The sequence below is a fragment of the Ruminococcus albus 7 = DSM 20455 genome, from assembly GCF_000179635.2.
GTDB lineage: Bacteria > Bacillota > Clostridia > Oscillospirales > Ruminococcaceae > Hominimerdicola > Hominimerdicola alba.
In genome coordinates, this window is sequence record NC_014825.1 from 325,747 (window position 1) to 352,646 (window position 26,900).

At 45.1% G+C, this 26,900-nt stretch carries 29 protein-coding genes; 13 read left to right on the forward strand and 16 right to left on the reverse strand.

What is annotated here, in order from left to right; translation table 11 throughout:
- Window positions 1-65: 65 nt before the first annotated feature.
- The gene (locus RUMAL_RS20120; RefSeq protein ID WP_013483919.1) at window positions 66-761 is read left to right on the forward strand and encodes an MATE family efflux transporter; all 696 of its coding nucleotides are present in this window, start codon (window positions 66-68) and stop codon (window positions 759-761) included.
- Between the two features lie 178 nt (window positions 762-939).
- Window positions 940-1,488 (forward strand): GNAT family N-acetyltransferase, encoded by a 549-nt coding sequence (locus tag RUMAL_RS20125; RefSeq protein WP_013483920.1) that lies wholly within the window; start codon window positions 940-942, stop codon window positions 1,486-1,488.
- A gap of 252 nt (window positions 1,489-1,740) precedes the next feature.
- On the opposite strand, the gene RUMAL_RS20130 is transcribed toward RUMAL_RS20125, so the two are convergent.
- The gene (locus RUMAL_RS20130; RefSeq protein ID WP_242843422.1) at window positions 1,741-2,136 is read right to left on the reverse strand and encodes a hypothetical protein; all 396 of its coding nucleotides are present in this window, start codon (window positions 2,134-2,136) and stop codon (window positions 1,741-1,743) included.
- Window positions 2,137-2,454: 318 nt separating this feature from the next.
- The gene (locus RUMAL_RS20135) at window positions 2,455-3,723 is read right to left on the reverse strand and encodes a diaminopimelate decarboxylase (RefSeq protein WP_013483922.1); all 1,269 of its coding nucleotides are present in this window, start codon (window positions 3,721-3,723) and stop codon (window positions 2,455-2,457) included.
- Between the two features lie 257 nt (window positions 3,724-3,980).
- On the opposite strand from RUMAL_RS20135, the gene RUMAL_RS20140 reads away from it, so the two are divergent.
- The 11 genes from RUMAL_RS20140 to sigE all read left to right on the forward strand — a co-directional run bounded on the left by RUMAL_RS20140 (window position 3,981) and on the right by sigE (window position 12,807).
- The gene (locus tag RUMAL_RS20140; protein WP_013483923.1) at window positions 3,981-4,796 is read left to right on the forward strand and encodes a zinc ribbon domain-containing protein; all 816 of its coding nucleotides are present in this window, start codon (window positions 3,981-3,983) and stop codon (window positions 4,794-4,796) included.
- 166 nt (window positions 4,797-4,962) lie between these two features.
- Window positions 4,963-5,151, forward strand: coding sequence for a DUF951 domain-containing protein (locus tag RUMAL_RS20145; protein WP_013483924.1), 189 nt, complete (start codon window positions 4,963-4,965; stop codon window positions 5,149-5,151).
- A 34-nt stretch (window positions 5,152-5,185) separates the two neighbouring features.
- Window positions 5,186-5,719, forward strand: coding sequence for a P-loop nucleotide/nucleoside kinase family protein (locus tag RUMAL_RS20150; protein WP_013483925.1), 534 nt, complete (start codon window positions 5,186-5,188; stop codon window positions 5,717-5,719).
- A gap of 1 nt (window position 5,720) precedes the next feature.
- A complete protein-coding gene (prfA, locus tag RUMAL_RS20155; protein WP_013483926.1) occupies window positions 5,721-6,800 on the forward strand; it encodes a peptide chain release factor 1 in 1,080 nt (359 codons plus the stop codon).
- A gap of 8 nt (window positions 6,801-6,808) precedes the next feature.
- Complete coding sequence (locus RUMAL_RS20160) at window positions 6,809-7,210, forward strand: VOC family protein (RefSeq protein WP_028504243.1); 402 nt, start codon at window positions 6,809-6,811, stop codon at window positions 7,208-7,210.
- A 25-nt stretch (window positions 7,211-7,235) separates the two neighbouring features.
- Window positions 7,236-8,252, forward strand: a complete 1,017-nt coding sequence (locus RUMAL_RS20165; protein ID WP_013483928.1) for an L-threonylcarbamoyladenylate synthase — start codon at window positions 7,236-7,238, stop codon at window positions 8,250-8,252.
- The gene (gene coaE, locus RUMAL_RS20170; protein WP_013483929.1) at window positions 8,249-8,866 is read left to right on the forward strand and encodes a dephospho-CoA kinase; all 618 of its coding nucleotides are present in this window, start codon (window positions 8,249-8,251) and stop codon (window positions 8,864-8,866) included. The genes RUMAL_RS20165 and coaE overlap by 4 nt, the downstream gene beginning before the upstream one ends.
- Window positions 8,844-9,662 (forward strand): lytic transglycosylase domain-containing protein, encoded by an 819-nt coding sequence (locus tag RUMAL_RS20175; RefSeq protein ID WP_013483930.1) that lies wholly within the window; start codon window positions 8,844-8,846, stop codon window positions 9,660-9,662. Before coaE ends, RUMAL_RS20175 begins: the two co-directional genes overlap by 23 nt.
- 19 nt (window positions 9,663-9,681) lie before the next feature.
- Window positions 9,682-11,091 (forward strand): aminopeptidase, encoded by a 1,410-nt coding sequence (locus tag RUMAL_RS20180; RefSeq protein ID WP_013483931.1) that lies wholly within the window; start codon window positions 9,682-9,684, stop codon window positions 11,089-11,091.
- A gap of 167 nt (window positions 11,092-11,258) precedes the next feature.
- The gene (locus RUMAL_RS20185) at window positions 11,259-12,089 is read left to right on the forward strand and encodes a sigma-E processing peptidase SpoIIGA (RefSeq protein ID WP_013483932.1); all 831 of its coding nucleotides are present in this window, start codon (window positions 11,259-11,261) and stop codon (window positions 12,087-12,089) included.
- Window positions 12,090-12,102: 13 nt separating this feature from the next.
- On the forward strand, window positions 12,103-12,807 hold the full coding sequence (sigE, locus tag RUMAL_RS20190; RefSeq protein WP_013483933.1) for an RNA polymerase sporulation sigma factor SigE: 705 nt from the start codon (window positions 12,103-12,105) through the stop codon (window positions 12,805-12,807).
- Window positions 12,808-13,171: 364 nt separating this feature from the next.
- Here sigE and RUMAL_RS20195 read toward each other — a convergent pair whose 3' ends face one another.
- The 14 genes from RUMAL_RS20195 to lepA form a co-directional block, all read right to left on the reverse strand.
- Window positions 13,172-14,035 carry a sensor histidine kinase gene (locus tag RUMAL_RS20195; protein WP_013483934.1) on the reverse strand — a complete coding sequence of 288 codons (864 nt, stop codon included), beginning with the start codon at window positions 14,033-14,035 and terminating at the stop codon, window positions 13,172-13,174.
- A gap of 13 nt (window positions 14,036-14,048) precedes the next feature.
- On the reverse strand, window positions 14,049-14,948 hold the full coding sequence (locus tag RUMAL_RS20200; RefSeq protein ID WP_013483935.1) for an ABC transporter permease: 900 nt from the start codon (window positions 14,946-14,948) through the stop codon (window positions 14,049-14,051).
- The gene (locus tag RUMAL_RS20205; protein ID WP_013483936.1) at window positions 14,941-15,855 is read right to left on the reverse strand and encodes an ABC transporter ATP-binding protein; all 915 of its coding nucleotides are present in this window, start codon (window positions 15,853-15,855) and stop codon (window positions 14,941-14,943) included. The genes RUMAL_RS20200 and RUMAL_RS20205 overlap by 8 nt, the downstream gene beginning before the upstream one ends.
- Before the next feature lie 82 nt (window positions 15,856-15,937).
- A complete protein-coding gene (locus RUMAL_RS20210; RefSeq protein WP_013483937.1) occupies window positions 15,938-16,606 on the reverse strand; it encodes a response regulator transcription factor in 669 nt (222 codons plus the stop codon).
- Window positions 16,607-16,835: 229 nt separating this feature from the next.
- Entirely contained in the window at window positions 16,836-18,341 is a 1,506-nt protein-coding gene (pap, locus tag RUMAL_RS20215; protein ID WP_013483938.1) for a polyphosphate:AMP phosphotransferase, read from the reverse strand.
- Between the two features lie 17 nt (window positions 18,342-18,358).
- The gene (locus tag RUMAL_RS20220) at window positions 18,359-18,598 is read right to left on the reverse strand and encodes a hypothetical protein (RefSeq protein WP_013483939.1); all 240 of its coding nucleotides are present in this window, start codon (window positions 18,596-18,598) and stop codon (window positions 18,359-18,361) included.
- A 119-nt stretch (window positions 18,599-18,717) separates the two neighbouring features.
- A complete protein-coding gene (locus RUMAL_RS20225; RefSeq protein WP_028504245.1) occupies window positions 18,718-19,152 on the reverse strand; it encodes a GNAT family N-acetyltransferase in 435 nt (144 codons plus the stop codon).
- 205 nt (window positions 19,153-19,357) lie between these two features.
- Window positions 19,358-20,371 carry a M15 family metallopeptidase gene (locus RUMAL_RS20230; RefSeq protein ID WP_013483941.1) on the reverse strand — a complete coding sequence of 338 codons (1,014 nt, stop codon included), beginning with the start codon at window positions 20,369-20,371 and terminating at the stop codon, window positions 19,358-19,360.
- A gap of 324 nt (window positions 20,372-20,695) precedes the next feature.
- Window positions 20,696-21,550 (reverse strand): hypothetical protein, encoded by an 855-nt coding sequence (locus RUMAL_RS20235; RefSeq protein WP_013483942.1) that lies wholly within the window; start codon window positions 21,548-21,550, stop codon window positions 20,696-20,698.
- A 173-nt stretch (window positions 21,551-21,723) separates the two neighbouring features.
- Window positions 21,724-22,722, reverse strand: coding sequence for an efflux RND transporter periplasmic adaptor subunit (locus tag RUMAL_RS20240; protein WP_013483943.1), 999 nt, complete (start codon window positions 22,720-22,722; stop codon window positions 21,724-21,726).
- A gap of 124 nt (window positions 22,723-22,846) precedes the next feature.
- Window positions 22,847-23,965 (reverse strand): radical SAM family heme chaperone HemW, encoded by a 1,119-nt coding sequence (gene hemW / locus RUMAL_RS20245; protein ID WP_013483944.1) that lies wholly within the window; start codon window positions 23,963-23,965, stop codon window positions 22,847-22,849.
- Entirely contained in the window at window positions 23,962-24,435 is a 474-nt protein-coding gene (locus RUMAL_RS20250; protein ID WP_013483945.1) for a hypothetical protein, read from the reverse strand. The genes hemW and RUMAL_RS20250 overlap by 4 nt, the downstream gene beginning before the upstream one ends.
- Window positions 24,436-24,476: 41 nt before the next feature.
- Entirely contained in the window at window positions 24,477-24,938 is a 462-nt protein-coding gene (locus RUMAL_RS20255; protein ID WP_013483946.1) for a hypothetical protein, read from the reverse strand.
- Window positions 24,939-24,953: 15 nt separating this feature from the next.
- Entirely contained in the window at window positions 24,954-26,759 is a 1,806-nt protein-coding gene (gene lepA / locus RUMAL_RS20260; protein ID WP_013483947.1) for a translation elongation factor 4, read from the reverse strand.
- Window positions 26,760-26,900: the final 141 nt, after the last annotated feature.

The following is a 26,900-nucleotide window of genomic DNA, read 5'->3' on the forward strand; positions in this document are numbered from 1 at the left end:
CGATTGAAAATCATATAAAAATCGCGTATAATGATAATTGTGATTTTTCAGAGAGCGGTGATATAATGTCAAAGAGAACAATGACGGAGGGTACTCCGTGGAAACATATAGTCAGCTTTGCACTTCCTGTGCTGGCAGGATCTCTTCTTCAGCAGCTTTACAATACTGCAGATTCTGTCATAGTCGGCAGGAACGCTGGACAATCGGCGCTATCGGGCGTGGGAACTACGGGTACATTCACTTTCCTGTTCCTCGCCATAGCCATAGGCTTTTCATCGGGCAACAGCGTGGTGATAGCCCAGCACTACGGTGCAGGCAAACCCGAACGTGTCAGACAGGGCGCACGTCAGACTACACTCATATCCGTTGGCATTACCATTTTGATAGCCGCTGCGATAATGCTCACAGCCCCGAAGATAATAGACCTTTTTGCCCTGAATCATGCCGCCGCAGATTATTGCATACAACATCTGCGAACAATTGCGATGGTAAATTTGGTACTGTCGGTATACATACCGCTCTTCGGCGTATTCCAGGGCACAAACCACAGCACCGTTCCCACTATTGTGGCTACCTGCGCACTAACTGTACGAGTTATAGTCACCTACATTTTCAGATACAGTGACTTTTTCGGATACACCATAATATGGTGGAACGGTCTTTTCGGCTTCGGAACAGGCTGCACCATAACATGGTCATACTACCTCAGCGGCAAGTGGCTTGATCACAAGTCTGCCTTCACTGAAAAAGACAGCATCTGATATAACGAACCGGCCCCCGTCACAGTTCATTAGCACGGGGGCTGAGTTTATTTATGAACCAAGCTGAAACTTTATATTGTATTTTATCGGCAGGTATGGTATAATGATACAAAGCTGTATCCCATGACCGATAAAGAACGTTGATACGGCAGATGATAATTAAAGCAGGTGAAAGTCCATGAATATAAGACTTATAAATATCAAACATGACACCACCGACATTGATAAGATCATGCGGCTGTATAATACCGCATTTCCGTCGGATGAACGCGCACCTTTCGGGATACTTGTAAAAGGTGCCGCAAAGCCAAACGTTAATTTTTTCAGCTGTCTTGACGGTGATACCTGGATAGGATTTATCTATACCGTCAACTACCGTGATCTCAGCTATGTGTTCTATTTTGCCGTGGATGATGCTGTGCGCGGCAAGGGGTACGGCACTGCCATACTGAAGGCGGCTCAGAAAAAGTACAGCGGCAGAAAGCTGTTCCTGGCAATAGAAGAAGTCGATAAAAAATACAAAAACTACAGTCAGCGCGTAAACAGACTTCGTTTTTACGAGCGTGCAGGATTTGTGCGTACAGGTCAGAAGATGCAGGAAGCAAAGGTCATATACGACCTGATGAGTACAGGCGGCAGGATACAAAACGCTGAATACCGAAAACTCATGAGATCATTTGCAGGACTGCGTATGCTGCTGTTCACTGTTAAAATACTGAATGACTGATATAATAACAAGACCTCCGCAGTAAGATGATACCGCAGGAGGTCTTTTAATGACTATTAAATTCTTACATGGTTATCCCTTTAACACAACATTACAAAGTGCTATATAACACGGTAATATCGTGTCGTAGTTATCATTCCCCCGCCTGCGGCGGGTGAGGATAACCGCCAAGTGTTTCAAGTTCCGATATAATACTAATTAATGTGGTGTGTCATCGGGATAATCTCGTATTAAGAGCAAGCCCGTATGCCTTTAGTATGTGTTATCAAATAGAATACATTTCGTGTTTTGTTTGAACCATTCCATATATTCTTTTTTATGGCGAATAAGGAATATAAATTCATCAATTTCAAAAACCATCTCGATTAATGAATTTTTTGCATATTCAGCCGCAACTGTATCTATGATATGAACTTCATTTTTATCGTTTGAAATTATATACTGATTTCCTTCTAAAAAAATACCTTTATAACCGCTATCGTTGCAGATCATATCAGAATATTCCTGTATTTTTGTTTCATCATTCGCCTTTATAAATCCAACAATGATATCAACATCATCAATATCACCTACTTCAGAAAATAAATAATCCTCAAACATATTTATTGTCATACGATCATATTTTTTCATTATATTTTCAATCGTCATAATATCACCTATTTTATGGAATTTTGCACGGAAAGACAGTCCAGACTTGATCAAAGTCATCATAAATTAATCTAATATACGTTTCTCCTTTTACAAATTCAACCGTCGTAAGCTGGGAAACAGTGCGTATTTAAGGCTTTTGGCTGCTTTGGTGCAGTGATCTTACTTGTGGTGTGTTAAGGGGATAACCATAAATTCTTATGATACTTTTATAACTGACCCTCATGGAAGAATGAATGAAGAGCATCGTAGATGTAATGTCTTACATAGCCAAAACGTTGTGTCTTTCCCGATGAAACCGTGATCACCTTCGGGTTCTTACTTTTTCAGGTACTTGTCAAGTATGCCTGTATAATCAAATGTGCTGAAATAATCTGCAGGGGTCTCGGCACGTCTTATCATCTGTACATCGCCGTTCTCCTTCAGCAGAAGCTCAGCGGAGCGAAGTCTGCCGTTGTAGTTGTATCCCATGGAGAAGCCGTGTGCACCAGCATCGTGTATAACGAGGATATCGCCTATCTCCAGCTCGGGGAGCATTCTGTCGATAGCGAACTTATCATTGTTCTCGCAAAGGCTGCCTGTAACATCGTACTTGTGATCACAAGGCTTGTCCTCCTTGCCGAGAACTGTGATATGGTGGTATGCACCGTACATAGCAGGACGCATCAGGTTGCAGGCACAAGCATCAACACCTGCATACTCCTTGTAGGTGTGCTTGAAGTGCTTTACAGTTGTTACCAGATGACCGTAGGGAGCAAGCATATATCTTCCGAGCTCGGTGAATATAGCAACATCGCCAAGACCTGCAGGAACAAGTATCTCATCGAATGCCTTGTGAACGCCCTCACCGATAGCAAAGATATCGTTCTGAGGCTTGTCGGGCTCATAAGCAATACCAACACCGCCTGAGAGATTTATGAACTTGAACTCGATGCCCACCTTCTCCTTGATCTCAACAGCCAGCTCAAAAAGTATACGCGCAAGCTTGGGATAATACTCATTGGTAACAGTATTAGAAGCCAGGAAAGCGTGTATACCGAAGTATTTTGCACCCTTCTCCTTAAGTATCCTGAAGCCCTCGATTATCTGCTCGTGTGTGAAACCGTACTTTGCGTCACCGGGGTTGTCCATTATCTTAGTGGATATGGAGAAAGTTCCGCCGGGGTTGTAACGGCAGCAGATAGTTTCGGGTATGCCGCAGAGCTTATCAAGGAAATCAATGTGGGTGAAATCATCGAGATTGATGTAAGCGCCCATTTCCTTAGCCTTAACATACTCCTCAGCAGGAGTAACGTTTGACGAGAACATGATATCCTCGCCCTTGAAACCGCAGCACTCGCTGAGCATCAGTTCTGTAAGGGATGAACAGTCAACACCGCAGCCCTCCTCCTTCAGTATCTGAAGTATGTATGGATTAGGAGTAGCCTTTACAGCGAAGAACTCCTTATAGCCCTTGTTCCAGCTGAATGCCTTGTAAAGATTGCGTGCATTCTCGCGGATGCCTTTCTCGTCATAGATATGGAAGGGAGTGGGGTAAGACTTGATTATCTCCTCAGCCTTCTCCTTGGTTATAAAAGGTTTTTTCATATTTCATCTTCCTTTACTGAAAAATTAAATGTACTTTTATATAATAACATTTTTTTCGGACTAAGTCAATAGGAAATAAATAAACAAATGGTCACAGCCGCCGAGATGTCTGAAAAATACCGTAATTATCAGACTCCTACAGAAACAGCAGATCACAGCCGCGATGAAGAACGGATGAAAATAGTTTTGTGTTTATATTGACTTATTATTTAAACTATGATATAATTAATCAACATATTTAAATTGGAGGCGATATAATGTTTTGTTCTAATTGCGGAAGCAATATCCCGGACGGCTCTGCACATTGTTCTCAGTGCGGTGCACCTACAGGTGCTGCACCAAAGCCTGTTATCGGAAATGAGCCTATAGGCAATACATTTTCAAATGTATATCAGGCGATGACAAACCCGGATCAGCCCATGGTGCCTGTACAGGGCGGCGGTACTGCTGCTTTAGTTGATACCATGAGAGCAGTTCCTGCAAGACTGATAGCAAAGATAGCTTTTCTAGTGGCACTGGTATGCTTCGCATTCCCGTTCATGTCGGTATCATGCGATGCATCTGCAATAAGAAGTCTTGCAAACCAGGAAGCCAGTGGGGATTACAGCTTTGAGATCGTATATAAAGGATATAATCTCATATTCCCGTCCACTATCTCAGAGAAGAATGTGAAGACGGGTTCTGGATTCAACCAGAAAAAAACTACATCAACCACCAAGACAAAAAGCGGTGATGATTACGGTTCAGATGAAAAGTCCAATCCATGGCTCATCATAACTGTTATATGCTGTGTTGCAGGTGCTGTGGTACTGTTCATCAAAAAGGACAAGCTTTTCAGTGCGATCGCTTCATGTCTGGGTCTGATAGCGTTTATATGTCTGCTGGTGTTCAAGGGCACTTTTGTATCGCGATACTTCACCAGCGACAATGTAAATATGCAGGGAGCCGCCAACTATCTTCAGGTCAATACGAAATTCGGTTTTGTACTGTGCCTGATATCAATAATATTGGCTCTCATCGCCAGTGTGATCTCATGGATCACGGACAGACCTTCCTACCATCAACGATTTTAGCTGAACATTCAAGACTGCTGCAAACGCGGCAGTCTTTTTTGTTGGATATTCCACTCAACGTTAAAAAAATCTTAATTTTGCGGCAGATGCTTGCAAAGAAGCTCAAACGGTGATATAATAATATAGTATGCTGAATGATCTATTAAATTGAAAGGACGGTGGAGCGATGGATATCATCAAGGGCGACAGGCTTGTTATGAAGAAAAAACACCCCTGCGGCAGCAACGAGATGATTGTGCTGCGCTCGGGTATGGATTTCAAGCTTCGCTGTGCAGGCTGCGGGCGGGAGTTCATGATACCACGCAGCAAGGCTGAAAAAAATGTAAAAACCGTTATCCGTGAGGCTGAAACTTAGCTGCGCCAGATATATCTGATAACAGGGAGATAATATGATAATACTTATTTACGGTGCATCCCATACGGGCAAAACTGCCCTTGCACAGAAGCTTCTTGAAAAGTACAAGTACCCGTATCTTTCCATAGACCACCTTAAAATGGGGCTCATAAGGTCAGGACAGACCACTCTGACCCCTATGGATGATGAGGAGCTGACTCCATATCTCTGGAACATAGTGAAAGAGATGATAAAGACAGCAGTAGAAAACGGACAGCACCTGATAGTCGAGGGCTGCTACATACCCTTTGACTGGAGAGAAAGCTTCGATGAGAATTATCTGCGTGAGATACGTGCCTTCTGCCTTGTTATGACCGAAAGTTATATCGAACACAATTTTGACACTATAAAGCGTTTTGCGTGCGTTATCGAAAACAGGCTCGATGACAGCGGACTGAACCGCGAAGAGCTCACAAGCGAAAACAAGAGAAATTTTGATATGTGCAGAAAGCTTGGAGAGAGTTATATACTCATAGATGAGCGCTACGACATAGATGACGCAGTCGAACGGATAATAAGGAGTAAATGATATGTTTGAAAAATTAAGAGCACTTGAAGATAAATTCAACGAAATAAACGAAAGGCTCATGCAGCCCGAGGTGGTAAACGATTCAAAGCTGTACACCGAGCTTATGATAGAGTACAAAAATCTTGAACCGGTTGTTGAGGCGCTGCGCGAGTATGATAAAGCAAAGGCTGAATTCGATGAAGCAGTGGAAATGTCCTCAGACAGCAGCCTTGACGCTGATATGAAGGATATGGTACAGGAGCAGTACGCTGAATCAAAAGCGGCTATGGCACGTCTTGAAGAAGAGCTGAAAATACTTCTTCTGCCCAAAGACCCCAACGATGACAGGAACGTTATCATCGAGATAAGGGGCGGTGCAGGCGGCGAAGAAGCTGCACTGTTCGCGAATTCCCTTTATCGTATGTACTCCATGTACGCGGCACAGAAGAACTGGCAGATAGAAGTAATGAGCGCCAACGAGACCGAACTCGGCGGCTATAAGGAAATAACCTTCACCGTATCGGGACAGGGTGCATATTCACGCCTTAAATACGAAAGCGGCGTACACCGCGTACAGCGTGTTCCCGAGACCGAATCTCAGGGCAGGGTCCATACCTCAACGGTTACTGTAGCCGTACTTCCCGAGGTTGATGATGTTGAGCTTGAGATAAACGAAGAGAAAGAGATCAAGATGGAAGTATTCCGTTCCTCGGGCGCAGGCGGACAGCACATCAACAAGACTTCATCAGCAGTACGTCTGATACACATACCCACTGGTACTGTTGTAGAATGCCAGAACGAGCGTTCGCAGTTCCAGAACAGGGAAAAAGCCCTGAAAATGCTGAAAGCAAAACTGCTTGACGAAAAGGTAAGGGCGCAGGAGGACGAGATAGCTTCCAACAGACGTTCACAGGTCGGTACGGGCGACAGGTCTGAGAAGATAAGAACTTACAACTTCCCCGAGAGCCGAATTTCCGATCACCGCATAAAGCTGACACTTTACAAGCTTGAACAGATACTCAACGGAAATCTCGATGAAGTAATAGATGCACTTGCCACCGCAGATCAGGCTGCAAAGCTGGCAGCACAGGAAGAGGAATAATACCTATGATACACCTTGACGGTTTCGGCCTGTTCGTTAAGGATATGCCTACAATGGTAAGATTCTACCGCGATGTGCTTGGCTTTGAGATAAAGGAAGCCGAGAACACCGACAACGTATATCTTATCAAAGACGGCACACTGTTCCTTCTTTACGGACGTAACGATTTTGAACGCATGACAAACAGACAGTACAGCTTTGCCAAAGGGCTGAACGGACATTCAGAGATAGCGCTGTACGTTGATACTTTTGCAGATGTGGATGCCGAATTCGATCGGGCAGTAAAACTCGGTGCAAGACCTGTTCTCGAACCTGCTACAGAACCCTGGGGACAGCGCACCTGCTATATCGCAGATCCCGAGGGAAATCTTATAGAGATAGGCTCATTCGGTAAACCCTTTGGACGATAAATATATTTCGGAAAGAAGATCTTAAATGTTTGAAACTAAGCTTCTGGGTAAAGACGAAAACTCGATAAACACCGCCGCAGAACTTATCAGGGCAGGCGAAGTTGTGGGGATCCCCACTGAAACAGTCTACGGGCTTGGTGCCAATGCCTTTGATGAGGATGCAGTGCACAAGATATTCGCGGCAAAGGGCAGACCTGCCGACAATCCGCTGATAGTACATATAAGTTCATTTGAGGAGATCAAACCTCTTGTAACGGAGATACCCGCACTTGCCGAAAAGTGTGCTGAAAAATTCTGGCCGGGTCCCCTGACTATGATAATGCCGAAATCCGATAAGATACCCTTGGTGACAAGCGGCGGACTTGACACCGTGGGCATAAGGATGCCATCGAATGCAACGGCACGTGCTATAATCAAGGCAAGCGGCTGTCCTATTGCCGCACCATCGGCTAATCTTTCGGGCAGTCCCTCCCCTACCACAGCGATGCACGTATTAAATGATATGGACGGACGTATTCCCGCCATAGTTGACGGCGGCGCCTGCGGTGTGGGTGTCGAAAGCACTGTCATCAGCTTTGAGGGCAACGGTATCAGGCTTCTCCGCCCTGGATTCATCTCGGTCGAAGACCTTAAAGAGATCACCGAGAACGTTATGGTTGACAAAGGCGTGCTTGAAATGCTGGGCGAGGGTGCTAAGGTACGCAGCCCGGGTATGAAGTATAAGCACTATGCCCCGAAAGCCGAAGTAACTATCATCGACGGCAGCAGCGAACAGTTCAATGCCTTCTGCAGAGAGAATGCATCGGCTGATGATGTGCTAATGGTATTCACCGAGGCTGATGCACAAGGACTTCCACAGAGAAAAACTGTCCTCGGTGCCACAGACGAAGAACAGGCGCAGCACCTTTTTGATGCGCTGAGAGGATTCGACGAGATGTGCGCTGAGAAGGTATGGGCGAGATGCCCCCGTAAGACCGGAGTTGGTCTGGCGGTGTACAACAGACTGCTGAGAGCGGCTGCATTCAGGGTGATACATCTATGAGCATCGTGATAGGTCTTACAGGACAGAGCGGTGCAGGCAAGACACTGGTATCAAGGGTATTCGAGGAAAAGGGCTTCGGGGTGATAAACTGCGATATGGCAGCAAGAGAGGTCACCGAAGCAGGCAGCGACTGCAACCGCGAGCTGGCTGAGATATTCCCCGAATGCTTTGATGAAGACTATGTACTTGACAGACGTGCCCTCGGAAGTATAGTATTTGCCGACAGACAAAAGCTGGATACCCTCAACAGTGTAATATTCAGGTACATCGACAAGCTCCTTGACGAAAAGATAGCCGAATACAGCCAGAGCTATGACTATGTGGTGCTGGATGCTCCCACCCTTTTTGAAGCCGGTGCTGACAAAAAATGCCATGTGATAGTATCTGTTACGGCTGATGAAGATATCAGGCTCAGGCGTATAACCGCAAGGGATGGTCTTGATGAGGAAAGCGTCAGAAAGCGTTTTGCCTCACAGCATGACCAGGCATTCTTTGAAAGGGTCAGTGACTATGTCATAAAAAATAACGGTGACAGCACAGAAGCTGTCCGACAGACAATTGAGATAACATACAAAATAAAGGAAGGTAAAATTGGCAGCAAGAACAACAAGTAAAACTTCTGCAAATAGAAGTCCAAGAAAAAAGAAAAGCTCAACCGGCGATCTGATAGCAGTGCTGTTAGGTGTAGCGGCAGCTGTCGCAGTAGTAATGTTCCTGGTTTTCCTTTTCAAACGAGGTGTAAGCCAAGGACTCAGGGAGGTAAAAGATAAGACTTCGGATTACGTACCCAGCGGCTTTACATACCCCACTAAATATGAGGAATATGTTATAAAATACTGCAAAGAATATGATACAGACCCTGTTCTTGTGTTCTCGGTGATAAAGGTGGAAAGCAACTTCCAGCCAAAAGCCACATCAAACGTTGGCGCAAGAGGTCTTATGCAGCTTATGGAGGATGCCTATGACTGGGTGAAATTCAGGCTGGATGACGACAGCGAGAGCTATGAGGATATGTACGATCCCGAAACAAATATAAAATACGGAACATATTATCTCAGCTTTCTCATGGACAGATACGATGATTCCATAGACCTTGCAGCGGCAGCTTACCACTGCGGTATGGGTCAGGTGGACAGCTGGCTGGAAGACGGCACTATCAGCGCTGAGAAATTCGACGTTAATGATATCCCGAAAGAGAACGACCAGACTTCACATTACGTAAACAAGATAAACGATGCCTATACGGCTTACAAGAAGATACTCTCCGAACGCGGTATAGACAGCTTATATACCGATCCTTCATCGGAAGACGCAACGGAATCCGGAGAAGATACGGAAGAATCTGAAACATACGATGACTACTACGCCGATAATTACGAAGATTACGGCGATACAGAATATATTTATTAACACCAGGGAGGTAATACAAATGGCAGAAAAGAAAAAATCGGCAGCCGAGGAGCTTGCTGAAAAGCTGCTCTCACAGCACAAGAACGGTATACTGAGAGTCGATGAAAAGGAGATCAAGGATATCGACAGCTACAACGAGGGCTACAAGGATTTCCTGAACACCGCAAAGACCGAACGCGAGGCTGCTGAGGAGATCGTCAGACAGGCTGAAGCTGCAGGCTTCAAGGCTTATGAAAGAAACAAGAAGTACAAGTCGGGCGACAAGTTCTACTTTGTTAACAGAGGCAAGGCTGTGATACTCACCGTTATGGGCAAAAAGGATATTTCCGAGGGCATCAGGCTGGCAGCTGCACATATCGACTCACCCAGACTTGATATGAAGCAGAACCCCCTCTATGAGGATAAGGAGATAGCTTATTTCAAGACCCACTACTACGGCGGCATCAAGAAGTATCAGTGGCCGACAGTTCCGCTGTCACTCCACGGAGTTATCATCAAGGCTGACGGCAGTACTGTAAAGGTACGCATAGGTGAGGACGAGGGCGACCCCGTTTTCTGTATAAGTGATATACTCCCCCACCTGGCTGAATCACAGTATAAAAGACCTGCACCAAGGCTCATCACAGGTGAGGAGCTGAACATCATCGTTGGTTCAAGACCTTTCAAGGATGACAAGATATCCAATAAGGTGAAGCTGAATATAATGGCTATACTGAACGAGAAGTACGACATCGTCGAGGATGATCTGATCTCTGCTGAGCTGGAGGCTGTACCTGCATTCAAGGCTGTGGATGTTGGCTTTGACAGAAGCATGGTAGGTTCATACGGTCAGGATGACAGAGTGTGCGCTTATTCTTCGCTGAAAGCTGTACTTGAACTCAAAAAGCCCGAGTATACCTGCATGACAGTACTCACCGACAAAGAAGAAACAGGCAGCGACGGCAACACTGGTCTTAACAGCTCATATCTCCCTTACTTCATCAGCGATCTTGCTGAGGTATACGGTGCCAACGGCAGGAATGTAATGAGCAAGTCAGAGTGCCTTTCAGCTGACGTAAATGCAGCTGTTGACCCCACATTCATCGAGCCCTTCGAGGTACGCAACTGCTCACAGCTGAACTACGGCGTGGTTGCAACTAAGTTCACAGGTGCAAGGGGCAAGTCCGGTACATCTGACGCTTCTGCTGAATTCGTCGGCAGGATAAGAAGACTCTTCGACAAGAACGGCATCATCTGGCAGACAGGTGAACTGGGCAAGGTAGATGCAGGCGGCGGCGGAACTGTTGCACAGTATATCGCAAACCTTGACCTTGATGTAATCGACGTTGGTGTTCCCGTACTGTCTATGCACGCACCCTTTGAGATAACCTCAAAGCTGGATAACTATATGGCTTACAAGGCATTCAGAGTTTTCTTTGAAGATAAATGATCCTGCGATCGCTTAAGTTCGTATAAAACTATTTGTAAACTCCCTGCTGCGGATATTGCGGCAGGGAGTTTTTTTGTACTTTTTCGACTTTAGTCCACCCTCATATCCGACAGTTTTCTTTCACGCAAAGTAGTATCATATATACATCGAGCAAGGGGGACAGTGGAATGAAGATATATGCCGATGTACTGATAATTACAAGCTGTCTTGTGGAGTATGTTTATCTGTATACCGCTGCAGCGCTCCTTCACATAAGGCTGAAGAGCGGCAGGGTATTCGCAGCCTGTTTTTTCGCAGGTCTGATGTCACTGCTGATATGTGCAGACGGCGGCACATTCATCGGCGCGGTGCTTATTACCACAGCAAAAGCGCTGAGTATAGTCATAACACTGCTCATAGCGATGAGGATGAAGGGATTTTGTGAGTTTATAAGAGCTCTCGCAGTCTTTCTGGCTGTACGCGCTGTGTACACAGCACTTATCATTATGTACTGGGAGATATCTGATACAAAGCGGATATATGTAAGAAACTTCACGGCATACTTTGATATATCCCTTCTGAAACTTGCAGCTGCACTGATAACCGCGTATATCCTCCTTACAGCTGCCGATACACTTAAACGCAGATTTGCCCGCAAGGCAGTCACATACAATGCGGTGTTCCGCTGCGGAGATCACGAGGTCACACTGCCTGCCGTTGCTGATACAGGCAATCGCCTTTGCGACAGCTTTACAGGTCTGCCGGTGGTGATATTCTGCTGTGATGATATGTACCTGCACTACTCACTGAATGACCCCGATGAGGGTATGCGTGCAGGTTTCAGGCTTACACCTTACTCGACAATAAATGGCAGCGGACTGCTCCATGTAACTTCAAAGGGCACAGTGACCATAACAGATAACAGCGGCATGAGCCGTAATGTGCGGTGCTGTGTCGGGATAAAGCCCTCATGCCGTAACCGCAGCTGTGCCATATTCGACCCCGCACTGCTGGAATGAAAGGAGAATGGATATGAATATATTAAAGGGTATCGACCGCTGGGTGACAAGGCTTCTTGGCAGTACCGAAAGCGTTTACTACATAAACGGTCCCGAGCAGCTTCCTCCGCCCCTGACAAAAGATGAGGAGGCAAAGGCATTTCAGCTTTTTGCCACCGATGAGAAAAAAGCTCGGGAACTGCTTATAGTGCACAATCTGAGGCTTGTGGTGTATATATCCAAAAAGTTTGAATCCACAGGTGCAGGGATAGAAGACCTTATCTCCATAGGCTCCATCGGACTTATCAAAGCGGTGAATACCTTCCGCCCCGATAAAAACATCAAGCTTGCGACCTATGCTTCAAGATGCATCGAAAACGAGATACTCATGTTCCTGCGCAAGGCATCTCAGCGAAGAAGCGAGATATCCATAGACGAACCACTCAACACCGACTGGGACGGCAACGAACTCCTGCTATCGGATATACTGGGTACTGATGAGGATACAGTTCACAAAGGTATCGAAAGCGAAGTGGAAAAGACCCTTCTCCGCCGCGAGATAGACAAGCTGGGCGAACGTGAGAAGATGATAATGGAAATGCGCTTCGGGCTTAACGGCAAAAGCGAAATGACCCAGAAAGAAGTGGCTCAGACCGTCGGGATATCCCAGTCCTACATATCACGCCTTGAAAAAAAGACCCTGAAAGCCATACGCGAAAACCTTGAAAAAATATGCTGAGCCGTCATGACTCAGCATATTAAACTTTCCGCCTGAAATCAAGCTATTCTTTTACATGGTTATCCCTTTAACACACCATTACAAAGTGCTATATAACAATGGATCATCGTGCTGATGTTATCCTTCCCCCGTCTGCGGCCGGGAAAGGATAACCGCCGAGAATTTCCGGTTCTGATATTACACCAAATTAATTGGTGCATAAACGGGACAATCAGATTCTTTTATATTTTCAGGGCAAAAACCGGTCTGCAGTCCGCATGAAGCCCCGTGTGACATAGATCTTTTTCATTTTGATTTCCTATTGCGTTTATGATCGTTGTTGTAAAGAGTTGACTATTCAGTAAGATACTTATGCCGTTATATATCATAGACTGATCCTGATCGAAAGCCGATCGTCATCGTAATCCGCTGTGATAGTTCCTCCCATTCGTTTTACAAGTGTGCGGGCGATAGACAGCCCGAGTCCCGTTGAGTTGCGTGCGACCTCGACGGTATAGAACCTGTCAAACAGCTGTTCTACCTCCACCGCTGACAGATCCTTTGCGGTATTTGTGAATGTGATCTCGCCCTTATCAGTAAGCGTTATCTCCAGATCACCGTCGCTGTATTTCAGTGCATTGTTGAGCAGATTGGAAAATACTCTTGCCAGATCTGATCTTCGCATATTACGGACAATGCGGGTATCTGTGATATCTATCTTCGGTGTGATGCCCCGCTTTGTCAGCACGGGATAAAATCCGCCGATACTCTCTTCAAGCACCTGATTCACATAAACTTCCTCCGTATCCTGTTCACCTTCATCTGATAATATGACAGAATAGCGGAACAGTTCCTCGGTGAGTTGTTTCATGGTCTCTGTGCGTTCTTCTATGGTGCTGATATATTCCCTGATCTCTGAAATATCATCGGTCTTGCTGATCATATACAGATTTCCCGCTATTGCCGTCAGAGGTGTGCGTATATCGTGTGATATGTTCGTTATCGCGGTTTTCAGTTCGGTATTGCCCTGATGATATTGCAGATACTCCTTGCGCAGATCTTTCAGCTGACGGTTTATCTGTATCGCCAGTTCCTGCATACGGCGGTCATGGCTAGTGATAGTTATGGGTGTATTTGTATCGGAAGTAAGTCTGTCCCGTATTTCATCTGTTATCTCTCTTGCGGATCTTCGCATTATAAGTATCTTGCACACAAGCAGAATGATAAGTATGACAAGACAGACTATCATAAACATGGCTCCCTTATTTCAAATTCTTTTTCTTAAATATCAAAGCACCACAGATCGTTATGAGTACTGCAAATATACACATCGATGCTTCGCTTCTCACCATTTCCGAATGAGATTCTTTCTCGTATTCATACAGTTCTTCAGAGTTATTTGTGCAATAGCAGTATGACATAAATGAATTGATGGATACATTCGGATTACTGTCACGGATCACCGTTACGATATTTCGCTTGATACCGCGGGGATATTCAGGATTTTCTTCCTGTGTTATTTCTACTATGTCATCCATATCCTCGATGCCGGTCACATCTCCTGCTACCATAGAATAACCCCCGTCAGCATGATGATATTTGGTGAAAAATTCAGGCTCATTGAGCACATCTACAGTGGTATAGCCGATAACATTTACCAGAAAGACCAGTAAGCCCCCGATGATCGCGGCTGCAGTTCGGTTTGCAGTGACAAAGCATACAAATACTATCATAATGCCGATAAAGATGTAGGCTGTATATATAATCACAAGCGAAAGTACCATATAAGTCATTCTCTGCAAATAAGCTATATGATAGGCAACCAGAGGAACAGCTGTAAGACAGAACATGATAGTCGATATCATAACTGTAATAAGCACTTCGGAAATATAAACGATATGCTTTTTGTGCCCTGAAGATATCTTGTTCCTTATTACTCCCGAACTGAATTCTGTGCCGATATTCATAACACATAAAACTGCGTTTGCAATAATACTGAAAATGAAGTACATGTCATCGGGATTAAAGAAATCCACATTCTCGCTGGTATAAACAGACGTAATAATATACGTAATGCCGCAGATAAGTGATGCAGCAAAGCATAAATAAGTCAGCGGACGTTTAAGGTACCTGTGGATACCTGCACTTAATAAGTCAAGCATTTACAGCACCTCCCACCAATGACAGATAGAAGCTTTCAAGGCTCTCATCGTGTTCCTCAAAGGAAATAACTTCACAGTTTTCCTTTGCAAGGGCAAGTGTAAGCTGTGTGATGTTGGGTTTTGAGTAGATATCCGCATGGTTATCATCGATAACACTGTATCCGATACCCATATCGTCAAGGACTTTTGCCAGTATCGCTGTGCTGCTGACAGTCAGGCGCATACACTTGCGGCATACGGCGTTCAGTTCCTCGGCGCTCATTTCCCTGATGATCTTGCCGCTGTCGATAAAACCGTAATGTGTGGCAAGCTTTGCAAGCTCATCGAGGATATGGGATGAGATAAGCACTGTGATATTCTTCTCGCGGTTGAGTTTCAGTATAAGCTCTCTTATCTCCACGATGCCCTGTGGGTCAAGACCGTTTACAGGCTCGTCCAGCACAAGAAGATCGGGACTTCCGCAGAGGGCAACTGCGATGCCGAGTCGCTGACGCATACCCAGTGAGAAATGTTTCGCCTTTTTCTTTCCTGTATTTTCAAGTCCTACCAGCTTCAGGATATCCTCAAGACCGTCAAAACCCGAAATACCGAGGGTGCGGTACTGCTGTATGAGATTATCCTTTGCAGTCATATCGGGATAGATGGAAGGTGTTTCCACCACAGCACCCATACGTCTGCGTACTTTTGAAATTTTGCTGTCCGTATGTTTTGTACCATATAAAGTGTACTCACCGCTTGAAGGATCCTGCAAACCCGTTATCAATCTTATCAGCGTTGTTTTGCCTGCGCCGTTCTTGCCGACGAAACCGTATATCGAACCCTTAGGGACATTCATAGTCAGACCGTTCAGGATATGGTATCGGCGGTAAGATTTGCACAGACCGTTTGTTTTCAGAACATATTCCATAATGTGACCTCCTCACTTGTTTCTGAAAATATTATAAAATAAAAAAGTAAAGAAAACAGTGAAGAAAAAAGTGAAGAAATAGTCAAGATTTTTCGGTCAGCATAAACCCTATGCCCCATACCGAAGAAATATATTCCTTGCCTGTCAGTGCTTTCAGTTTTTTGCGCAGATTGTAGATATGGCTTTTCAGTGAATCTTCGGTACAGTCAGGGGTATCAAGGCTGATGCGGTCTAATATCGTCAGCTTTGCCACTACCTGATCGTGATTTGACATCAGCAGTTTAAGAATGGCATATTCCGTTCTTGTAAGTTTATTCTCGTTCCCTTTTGCTGAGATAGTATGTTTATCCATATCAAGTGTGATCTCATGATAAGTGAGAAATGATCTTTCGTCAGATCTTGCATTTTTACGAAGCTGTACCAGTATCCTTGCAAGAAGTTCGTTCATATCAAATGGCTTTGTGATATAATCTGCCGCACCGCCTATCAGCAGATCGACCTTGTTTGTCACATCGGCTTTTGCACTGACCACTATCACGGGTATATCCCCGATACGCGGCAGAAGTTCTTCCCCTGAAAGCCCCGGCAGCATAAGGTCAAGCAGAATTAGATCGGGTCTGTAATTATTCAGAAGCAGCAGCGCCTCTGTACCGGAATAAGCACTTGTTACCGAATAGCCCTCGGACCGCAGTGCTTTGGATACGATATCGTTTATATGTGTATCATCATCTATTATAAGTATTTCTGACATAGTTTCACCTCGTGAGTCTTGCTTGTTATATTATAGCATTTATTGTGGTATATTTCAAGTAGATATCGCATTCATATTAAAAGAAAACAGCTATGATCTCATGGTCGAGGTCATAGCTGTTTTCTTGTTATAGCAAAATCATAGGATAATCGCGCATTTTGATCATTCGCAAAGTGTTTTGGCAGGTCCTCCCACTCATATCGGGTCATGGAGATACCATACACTTATATCATAGCTCCAGCAGCCTGTCCTCCAGGCGCTTGCATATAGTTTTCAGTGCTTTTATGCGGGCATATTTCTTGTCGTTGCCCTCGATTACAGTCCATGGCGCAAAATTCGTGGAAGTCAGCTCGACCATGCGGTCAACAGCCTTTTCGTACTCCTCCCACTTTTCGCGGTTACGCCAGTCCTCCTCGGTTATCTTCCACTGCTTTGAGGGCGTTTCCTCTCGCTCCTTGAAACGGCGGTACTGCTCATCCTTATCAATGTTTATCCAGAATTTTATCACCACTCCGCCCCATTCGGTCAGCTGATGTTCAAACTCATTTATCTCCTGATAAGCCATGTCCACACGTTCATGCGGTGTCAGCTTTTCTATCGGCTCTACCATGACCCTGCCGTACCAGGTGCGGTCAAATATAGTGAAATGACCGTCCTTTTCCAGCCTTGTCCAGAATCTCCACAGATAATGCCTTGCCAGTTCCGAAGGTTCCGGTGCTGCTATGGGCTTTACCTCATAGCCTCTGGGGTCAAGGGCATTAGCCACCCTCTTGATGTTTCCGCCCTTACCGGCCGCATCCCAGCCTTCATAGGCTATGACTACGGGTATCTTCTTCTGATAGCATCGGTTCTGCAGTTCAAACAGGCGGGTCTGATACTTCTCCAGCTTTGCAGCATACTCCTCCTCTGTCAGTGATTTGTCCATATTGACCTCGGAGAGCTTCTTGCCTTTAGTTAACTTGAACTCAGGCTTTTTGTAGTCGATGACAGGAAATTCAGGCTTATCGAAAAACTGCTCACCTTTTTCCTTAGCAGCACAAGCGCCCTTGATAGCGTTGGTCACCGTCATCATTATTGAAAACTGAGCCGTGATCTTATCGTTCGCCGCGATGATGTGCCACGGAGCAAAAGCAGTGTTCGTGCGCATAATGGTCTTGTCGTAGCGCTTGAAGAACTTTTCATAGTTCTCATTGTTTATTATATCCTGAGGATTCACACGCCAGCGGGTTATCTCTGAGGCTGAAAGCTTCTGCAGACGCTTCGACTGCTCGTTTTTGGAGATATGCAGGAAGAATTTTATGATAAGATAACCGTCATCCGCCAGCTGACGTTCAAAGGTGTTGATATCCTCTATCCTGTCTTTGTACTGAGATTTGCTTATCTCATCGAACATATATGCATTTACGGTATCGCGGTACCAGCTTCCGTCAAGTATCAGGAACTCCCCTGCTTTAGGCAGCCTTTCCCAGAAACGGTGCATCCACGGCTTGCGAAGCTCTGTTTCATTGGGTGTACGTATAGATTCAACATTATAGAATCTGGGATCCATGTACTTTATAAGCTTGGCTATCTGTGAGCCCTTGCCTGCCGCAGACCAACCGTCGATCGTGATTATGACAGGTATCTTCGCTGCTTTCGCGGCGTTAGCCAGGTCTATAAGTTCTTCCCTCATGGCAGTAAGCTCATTCATGGCTTCTTCCTTGCCTGTCTTCTTTTGTTCGATGGTCTCAAGCATAAATCATTCGTCCCTTCTTATGATCTGTTATCAGTGCTTGACAGCTTCATAATGTCCCGGTCGTAAATAAGGTCGGGTCTGCAAAAGATCTTGTTCTCGGTCCAGCCGAACATTCTGCACAGCAGTTCGATAAAATTATCGTTTACCCTGTCATGAAGATGTTCAGCCTTTTCTAGCTGTTCTTTTACTTCTGAAAAATGCCTTGCCTTTCCGACAAGCTGGGTATCTGCCTTGTAGTACTCAATCTCAAGAATCATAACAAAGTCCTCCTATCGTTTCAAGCCGGTATTTGAACAATATACTCAGCACAGCACACGCCGCGCATGATAACTTTTCAGAGAATCGCTGTCAATAATATATTATATTTCACAGACTTTTAAAGCCACTGTATAAAAGCCGTCTTGTCATTTTTATTATACCCCGCACGTTCATAAAATCTCAGCGTGCTGTCCTTTTTTGAACCTGTCATCAGCATCATCTTATAGCAGTTTTCACGTACAGCTATATCCCTTGCAAAACCAAGGCAAGCAGTCGCAAGACCTCTGCCGCGGTACTTTTCATCAGTGATAACATTTTCTACGAAGGCATAGGGTCGCATCCCGTGGGTGAGATTCGGTATTATCACGCATACACATGAAGACACTATCTTTCCGTCTTCCTCACAAACGACGATATGATGATCGGGATCGTCAATGATACGTTCCCACAATGCCATTACAGCTTCATCTTTTTCAGGAAAAGGATTATCATGCAGCTGCATATACAGCGTCATAAGACCATCAAGATCATCAGCCGTTATCTCTCTGACCAAGTCTTCACCCCACAGTTTGTTATAACGATAGCTCTTATACACAATATATTATACCTGATTCTATTTACAAAGTATATTGACATTTTATATAAAAAATCATCATAAATTTTGTTAACGTAAAATTAATTAGCAGAGAGCCGTCCTCACCTGTATTTATAATATAACAAAAAGACACCTCCGCCAAAGCAGAGATGCCTTTGATATATCACTGATAATAAGAATTTATGCCCAGATATTCCTCCAGACAAAGCCCCGAATCCGTGACCTCTCTTGCAAGGTCTTTTCCAAGATACCTTACGTGCCATGGTTCGTACATAAAGCCCGTGATATCTTCCTTGCCGTCTGGGTAGCGTATAATAAAGCCGTAATCGGCGCAGTGCTGTTCTATCCACTGTGCTTCGGGGGTACCTATGAATGTCCTGCTGGCGCTGTTAAGATCCATAGAAAGACCCGTCTGATGCTCGGAGAAACCTGCCCTTGCCGAGAAGCGATCGACTTCCTCCTGTCCTCCACGGGTATTCACATAACCCCAGTATAGCTGATTCTGGTACCAGTAGCTCCTGTATCCCGAAACGATATAAAGGTTGATGCCGTCATTCCAGGCAGCAGCCTGCATCTCGGTGAATGCCCTCTCAGCATCGGGATCCAGTCCCGAACCGTAATTTTCGGGCAGACCATAGCTCTTGTTTACAACAAGTACACCGCCCACATAGGTAGCACCGTTTATCTTCTCGATCTTATAACCCCGTGAGCTTACCTGCTCACCGTTCTCGCCGTTATCGGTATTTCCGTTTATATCAGGAATATCGGTATTCTGTACTTCTGTAACGTAATTATCCACGCTCTGAGGATCGACCTCGTTGCCCATAGCCTGATAATGTGAATAGGGATCATCTGCCTGTTCATTTATCTCCGTAAGGGTCATGCCCTCTGCAGGAGTATCCTGACCAAGCTGTATAGTAGCTGTATTTGAAACATCGCTCTCCGTCATGGGAGAATCAAGCACAGGTGCTTCAGTTGAAGATTGTCTATCCTCGGAAACTACCTTTACAGCTTCCTCCTTGACCTGCTCACGTGTTTCCACAACTATGAGAGGTACCTTGGTTTCTTTGGGCTGTTCAACAGAGTCGTTAACAGCATCGGGTTCTTCAAGACTGCCGCAGCCCGCAAGCATCATAGCCGCAGCACAGACAGCAGCCGACAGTTTTAATTTATTCATTTTATATGTCCTTCTTTATATTCATACGATCGTTCAGTAATATTACTGCTTATATAATTATACCATTTTTCAAAAGCTATTTCAATGGTCATTGTTCACTAGGCTTTTATGTTAATATCCTGTGATATGCATGATTCCCACAAAAACTAATGACCATTGGTCATCTTTCAAAAACCGCCATTTTTCGCGTTTTTGGGTGATTTTTGGGATAACTGAGCTTATGTGTACAAAAATGATACCCCTTACAGATCAATGTGACCATAGGCATAATAACAGCATGATACAAAAAAAGCGAGAGCCTGTGCCCTCGCTTTATCAACAAATTTATCTTATACCCAGGAACTCCAGATACTGCTTATCAGGCATTACCGTTACAGATGTCTTCTTCTGTTCGGAAGTAGGAGAAAGCCTGTAAAGCACTACAAGCGTGCCGTCCTCGTCTACAGACCAGCCCACATCAGGTACAACACCTCTTATACCCTTGTTGGATATAGTCTTCTTTATACCCTTCTGCTTCAGTGTGAAGAATCTCAATTCTTTATCCTGACCATGGGGTACCACGCAGATATTTACGCCGCCCTTATCGCTGTTCTGTACATCGTAGATAATGATCCTGTATTTACCATTAGGTGAAAGCACATTATCATCACGGGTAACGTCACATATCTTTGTGAATTCACTGCTGTAGAATTTATACACATCGCTGTTGCGGTCAAGATTAGCATTGAGCTCGGTATACGTGGATGTACCGCCGAAAAGCAGCCTGAACACGAAAAACACCACAAGACCCAGTACATACATCAGCAGATATATCGTACCCATGACCACCTTGGCAGTCTCATGTGTACCAGCCACAAAGAACATGACTAACGCCATTACCAGTGGCGGGATAATAAGTATCCAGTCGTACATATTGAAAAGCATAAGGAGGAACACCACTAACGGCAGTACCATGCTCATTATCTTCGTGACGATTACATCTCGCGAATATATCATCAGCACAAGAAAAATTACACTCGCCGCTACGTATAAAGTAAAGAAGGATTGTTCCTGTCCTTCAGTAAACTCCAGATCATAGAGAAATGTTGCACCGGTCAGCATACAAATTACGGCAAAATATACCAGATTGAATACACCGACCGCCCTCTTGACCCAGACGTTTGATAAAAGTTCTTTCATCTTACCAAAATTCCTCCCAGCCATCGTTTTGCAGTCATAAAAGGTGCCGTGTATTATTTTTATCGGCACCACACTATACTATTTTACACCAATTCAAGCAAAAAATCAAGAGATTTGAAAAAATTCGTAGATTTGCATAAGCAAAGACTAATTCAAACCGCTTATGAACATACTCAGTTCACGATGATCTGCTCATCACCGCTCAGCCCTGATATTACTTCAACATCTCCGTTATCTTCTATGCCCAGTTCAACGTCCTGCTCCACCTTCACGCCGTCAATCAGCAGGTACACGAAATTCCTGCCGCCAAGCTCTTTCACTGCCTTTTTTGGGATGACCACACTGTCAAGGCGTGAGTAAATATCGAACACCACAGTGATATCACCGAAATCAAGCAGCTCATCAGGATCATCAGGTGTTATGACGTAGGTATACTTTGAATAATCACCGCTGTCCTTAAAGACTATATCCGTAACAGTGCCGCCGGATACGTTCGCACCCTGCTGCAGCTTGACCGCAGTGCCAAAATTAACGTTTGAAAGCTTATTATCAAAGACCTCAACACACAGGTAACGTTCATCCTTGTCTGTCGCATAACCGAATACCGCACCCTCATTTACACGGCTGTTAACATTGTATGGATTCCAGCCGGGCTGCTCAATGGTGAATTCACCGTCACAGGGAGCATAGACACTGTAATCATCAAGACTTCCCTTCAGACGGTCAAAGCGCATCTGCTCGATCTGAACATCATACTGAGCCATAGTTATCTGATCTGCATCAGCATTATTCTGATAGAGGGTATCCACAGTAGACTTCACCTGATCGAGCCTTATCTGCTCCTTCTCTATCTCCTCAAGGACATCATCGGTATAAAGGGTACACAGAAGCTGCCCTTTTTTGACTTCACACGGCGCTTCCACATCAATGGACTTTATCTGCCCGGATACAGTAAATTTAACCTTTTTTGAGTAAGGATACCCATAGGAACCCGGCTGTTCGTATTTCTGCGAGATATCACGTATCTCGGCATTAACAGTCTTATAGGTCACCGATCTGGTTTCAAGTATAGGTACAGCTATCTCGTCCTGTGATTTTTTCTTGCCGCATCCCGTAAACACTGTTACAGCAGCGCAGAAAGCGACTAAGATCAAGCATTTAGAATTTTTCATATATTTCCCTTTCGCGTCAGAGAAAACGAAGATCTTAACTTAATTATTATAGCATTTTCAAGCCGTTTTTACAATGACCCATACAAAAATCATCGCACTGCACAACAGCGCCTGTGCTTTTTTGTCATACTTGTCCATTGGCAGCATCTATAAGCTGCGAAATGATGCCGTTGGATACGAGAAATCCCTTCGGAGTGAGCCGCAGTACGCCGTTTTCAAAAACTGCCAGCCCATGACGTGCATATTCCTTTGCAAGTACCGAAAAGCGATCTGCGGAGGTACTGCCGAAGTACCCTGCGATCCTATCAAGCATTATGCCTTTACACAACCTCAAACCCAGCAGGATATACTCCTCGCCCCTGTCAACCGACTGCTCGGTAACTTCACGCGGCTGAAGCGGTGCGTTTATAAAAGCCTCAGTATCAGGCGGACAAAAGTATCTGACACCATCAAAGAACGAATGGGCTGCCGCCCCGAATCCCAGATAATCCTCACCTGTCCAGTACTTATTGTTGTGCCTTGACTCATATCCTTCCATACAGAAATTGGATATCTCATACTGTCTGAACCCATGTTTTTCAAAGCTCTCGACAGCAGTAAGATAAAGGTCACTCATCAGATCATCGTCAGCTATCAAGCTTTTTGTCTTGTCATTATCAAAAGCTGTGCCTTCCTCTATTTTGAGCATATATGAAGATATATGTCTGACCGGCATAGCACAGATGCTGTCAATTGTCTTTTTAAGACTTTCCGTATCCTCACCTGCAGCGCCAAGCATGATATCAGCCGAAATGTTTTCAAAGCCAGCATTCACAGCGTTTTCCACAGCTTCAACAGCTTTGCCGTAATCATGCAGTCTTCCCAGAAATCCCAGCCTTTTGTCATCTGCAGACTGTATCCCGAAGGATATCCTGTTCACTCCGGCAGCACGATATCCTCGCAGTTTTTCTTCATCAACGCTGCACGGATTGGCTTCAAGAGTTATCTCCGCGTTATCAAGTGAAAACGCTTTACAACATTCGTTGACTATCATTTCAACTTGTTTTGTGTCAAGCAATGAAGGAGTACCGCCTCCGAAATATAACGTATCAGCGCTTATGCCCCTGCCCTGATAAGCTGCTATGTTCCTGCAGATCGCCTCAACATACCGCGATGCTGTCTCTGCATCATAGGGCTTTGAATAAAAGCTGCAATAGGGACATTTACGCAGGCAGAAAGGCACATGGACATATATGCCTGTCACTGTCCGTCCTCCTTATCATTAAAGGCATTCTCGATATACTCGCCGGCTTTTTCGCTGTTGCTCCTGAATTTCTCTATTGCCTTGCGCATAGCGAACCTTCCTGCCCATATAAGGTACATTCCCAGAAACAGCAAAAAGCAGACACCTATGTAATTAAGCTTTGCTTTGATATCCAGTTGAAAGTATACCGACCTGTTTATAAGCATCTTCATCACCACAGGATGAATGGCAAGCGCACATATAAAACCGAATACTCCGCTGTACGCGATGTTGCAGGTTATCCCGATCAGTGCCTCTTTAAATGTCAACGAAGAAAACTTGACACCAACAAATATCACCCAGCATATCACGAAAAACATCCCCACGGATGTAGATACATTCGCGTAAATCTCATAAAATAACGGCAGCTGCACCGCCCCTGCCAGTCCGAAGCCGATAGCCAGCTTCATAGATCTCCTAAGATCAAGCATTTTATCCCTCTTTTGTTCTTCATCTGTCAATATATATTACTTTACAATGTAAATCCATTTACTCCGATCATTCCTAAAAATGCATACAGGATCATCACAAATGAAACTCCGCTCAGCACTATGCCCATTATCGAGCTTATCCTCGCGTTGCCGTCAAAGACCTTTCCGCGCTTTTCATCCAGCATCAGACGGCACTCACGCCCCTCTGTATACAGACGGTCTTTCATAACTATCTCACAAGGAAAAACATTTCTGTATTTCTCACCGTCTATCTCGTATACAGGCACACTGTAACCGAACTTTGGTTCTTTCTCGACGTCAGCAAGTCTTCCTGTGCATTTTCTGCAGCGTGTCATCCTGAATATGCACCAGCCGAAAAACAGGAACAGCGCAAGCATCATAAGGCATAAAAGTCCCATAAATCCTGCAATAAGCACCTCTGCGGTAACTCCCAGAATTATCAGCAGCACCGCAACGATAACTATAACTATCAAAGCTTCCACTGCGATGCGCCTCCTTTAGTCGTCCAGCTTCAGTACGCTCATGAAAGCTTCCTGGGGAACAGATACAGTACCCAGCTGACGCATCCTCTTCTTACCTTCTTTCTGCTTTTCGAGCAGCTTCTTCTTACGTGTGATATCACCGCCGTAGCACTTTGCAAGAACATCTTTTCTGAGCGCCTTGATAGTTTCACGCGCGATTATCTTTCCGCCTATGGCAGCCTGTACGGGCACCTCAAACATCTGACGCGGTATATTCTCCTTCAGCTTTTCGGTAAGTCTTCTGCCGCGGGCGTAAGCCTTATCTTCATGTACGATGAATGACAGCGCATCCACGATCTCTCCATTCAGCAGAACATCCAGCTTCACAAGCTTTGAGGGCGCATAGCCCTTGAGTTCATAGTCAAATGATGCATAGCCCCTTGTACGGGATTTCAGTGCATCGAAGAAATCGTACACTATCTCATTCAGCGGCAGTACGTAATGCAGGTCAACACGGTTCTCGTCGATGTACTGCATATCCACGAATGTACCTCTCCTGTCCTGACAGAGTTCCATTATATTGCCAACAAACTCCGATGGGGTATAGATATGCGCGTTGACAACAGGTTCTTCCGCCGAGGATATAGTACCGGGATCCGGGAAATTCGTGGGGTTGTCGATATACTTTGTTTCACCGCTGGTCATAGTTACTTTATATATAACCGAGGGTGCAGTTGTGATAAGATCGAGATTGTACTCGCGTTCAAGACGCTCCTGAATGATCTCCATGTGGAGAAGTCCGAGGAAACCGCAGCGGAATCCGAAGCCCAGTGCGATAGATGTTTCGGGCTCGAATGAAAGTGAAGCATCATTGAGCATCAGCTTTTCCAGTGCATCACGGAGATCGCCGTACTTAGCGCCGTCCGCAGGATAGATACCGCTGAATACCATTGGATTGACCTTTTTGTAACCAGGCAGTGATTCAGCGCAGGGTGCCTCCGCATTTGTGACAGTATCACCCACACGGGTATCGCCTATATCCTTTATTGAAGCGGTGATGTAGCCAACCTCACCTGCATGGAGCTCGCCTACAGGTACTAAGTCCTTAGCACCCATGTAGCCCACCTCAACGGACTGGAACTCAGCCTTTGCAGCTATAAGACGGATAGTATCCCCCGCCTTGATATGTCCTTCCATAACGCGTACATAGATTATAACACCCTTGTAGGGATCATAGTAGCTGTCGAATATCAGCGCCTTCAGCGGAGCGTTGTCATCCCCCTTCGGTGAGGGTATATCTGTTACGATACGCTCCAGCACTTCCTTGATATTAGTACCCATTTTCGCGGAGATACGGGGTGCATCCATGGCAGGTATGCCTATAACGTTCTCCACCTCGTTGCAGGCGCGGTCGGGGTCTGCTGAGGGCAGGTCGATCTTGTTTATAACAGGCAGTACTTCCAGATCATGCTCGATAGCAAGATAGGTATTGGCAAGTGTCTGCGCCTCTATACCCTGTGATGCGTCCACGATGAGCACAGCGCCCTCGCAGGCTGCAAGAGAACGGCTGACCTCATAGTTGAAGTCAACGTGACCGGGGGTGTCGATGAGGTTGAAGTAATAGTCCTCACCGTCATCAGCATGATAAGTCAGGCGGACTGCTCTCGCCTTGATAGTGATGCCGCGCTCACGCTCGATATCCATATTATCCAGCAGCTGATCTTCCATCTCACGCAGCTCAACAGTTTCGGTGAGCTCCAGTATACGGTCAGCGAGGGTAGATTTGCCGTGGTCTATATGAGCGATTATACAGAAATTACGTATTTTATCCTTTGGTGTCATAGGAACATTCCTTTCTTATGGCATAGATATCCATTCTGAATTATTTTATCATATTTGAAGTGCTATGTCAAGACCTGCACCCAACACATACACCCGTTATGTGCCCCTGTACCGCATAAATAAAACGGCAGAACTTTCGTA

Excerpts from the sequence above, each read along its gene's own strand:
- RUMAL_RS20230 (WP_013483941.1), bottom strand. The coding sequence starts at position 20,371 with ATGAATAAATTAAAACTGTCGGCTGCTGTCTGTGCTGCGGCTATGATG.
- RUMAL_RS20220 (WP_013483939.1), bottom strand. The coding sequence starts at position 18,598 with ATGATTCTTGAGATTGAGTACTACAAGGCAGATACCCAGCTTGTCGGA.
- RUMAL_RS20145 (WP_013483924.1), top strand. The coding sequence starts at position 4,963 with ATGGATATCATCAAGGGCGACAGGCTTGTTATGAAGAAAAAACACCCC.
- RUMAL_RS20150 (WP_013483925.1), top strand. The coding sequence starts at position 5,186 with ATGATAATACTTATTTACGGTGCATCCCATACGGGCAAAACTGCCCTT.
- RUMAL_RS20165 (WP_013483928.1), top strand. The coding sequence starts at position 7,236 with ATGTTTGAAACTAAGCTTCTGGGTAAAGACGAAAACTCGATAAACACC.
- RUMAL_RS20250 (WP_013483945.1), bottom strand. The coding sequence starts at position 24,435 with ATGCTTGATCTTAGGAGATCTATGAAGCTGGCTATCGGCTTCGGACTG.
- RUMAL_RS20210 (WP_013483937.1), bottom strand. The coding sequence starts at position 16,606 with ATGTCAGAAATACTTATAATAGATGATGATACACATATAAACGATATC.
- RUMAL_RS20205 (WP_013483936.1), bottom strand. The coding sequence starts at position 15,855 with ATGGAATATGTTCTGAAAACAAACGGTCTGTGCAAATCTTACCGCCGA.
- RUMAL_RS20235 (WP_013483942.1), bottom strand. The coding sequence starts at position 21,550 with ATGAAAGAACTTTTATCAAACGTCTGGGTCAAGAGGGCGGTCGGTGTA.
- RUMAL_RS20135 (WP_013483922.1), bottom strand. The coding sequence starts at position 3,723 with ATGAAAAAACCTTTTATAACCAAGGAGAAGGCTGAGGAGATAATCAAG.
- RUMAL_RS20130 (WP_242843422.1), bottom strand. The coding sequence starts at position 2,136 with ATGACGATTGAAAATATAATGAAAAAATATGATCGTATGACAATAAAT.
- RUMAL_RS20185 (WP_013483932.1), top strand. The coding sequence starts at position 11,259 with ATGAAGATATATGCCGATGTACTGATAATTACAAGCTGTCTTGTGGAG.
- RUMAL_RS20195 (WP_013483934.1), bottom strand. The coding sequence starts at position 14,035 with ATGATAGTCTGTCTTGTCATACTTATCATTCTGCTTGTGTGCAAGATA.
- coaE (WP_013483929.1), top strand. The coding sequence starts at position 8,249 with ATGAGCATCGTGATAGGTCTTACAGGACAGAGCGGTGCAGGCAAGACA.
- RUMAL_RS20180 (WP_013483931.1), top strand. The coding sequence starts at position 9,682 with ATGGCAGAAAAGAAAAAATCGGCAGCCGAGGAGCTTGCTGAAAAGCTG.
- sigE (WP_013483933.1), top strand. The coding sequence starts at position 12,103 with ATGAATATATTAAAGGGTATCGACCGCTGGGTGACAAGGCTTCTTGGC.
- RUMAL_RS20200 (WP_013483935.1), bottom strand. The coding sequence starts at position 14,948 with ATGCTTGACTTATTAAGTGCAGGTATCCACAGGTACCTTAAACGTCCG.
- RUMAL_RS20140 (WP_013483923.1), top strand. The coding sequence starts at position 3,981 with ATGTTTTGTTCTAATTGCGGAAGCAATATCCCGGACGGCTCTGCACAT.
- RUMAL_RS20125 (WP_013483920.1), top strand. The coding sequence starts at position 940 with ATGAATATAAGACTTATAAATATCAAACATGACACCACCGACATTGAT.
- RUMAL_RS20120 (WP_013483919.1), top strand. The coding sequence starts at position 66 with ATGTCAAAGAGAACAATGACGGAGGGTACTCCGTGGAAACATATAGTC.
- prfA (WP_013483926.1), top strand. The coding sequence starts at position 5,721 with ATGTTTGAAAAATTAAGAGCACTTGAAGATAAATTCAACGAAATAAAC.
- pap (WP_013483938.1), bottom strand. The coding sequence starts at position 18,341 with ATGCTTGAGACCATCGAACAAAAGAAGACAGGCAAGGAAGAAGCCATG.
- lepA (WP_013483947.1), bottom strand. The coding sequence starts at position 26,759 with ATGACACCAAAGGATAAAATACGTAATTTCTGTATAATCGCTCATATA.
- RUMAL_RS20240 (WP_013483943.1), bottom strand. The coding sequence starts at position 22,722 with ATGAAAAATTCTAAATGCTTGATCTTAGTCGCTTTCTGCGCTGCTGTA.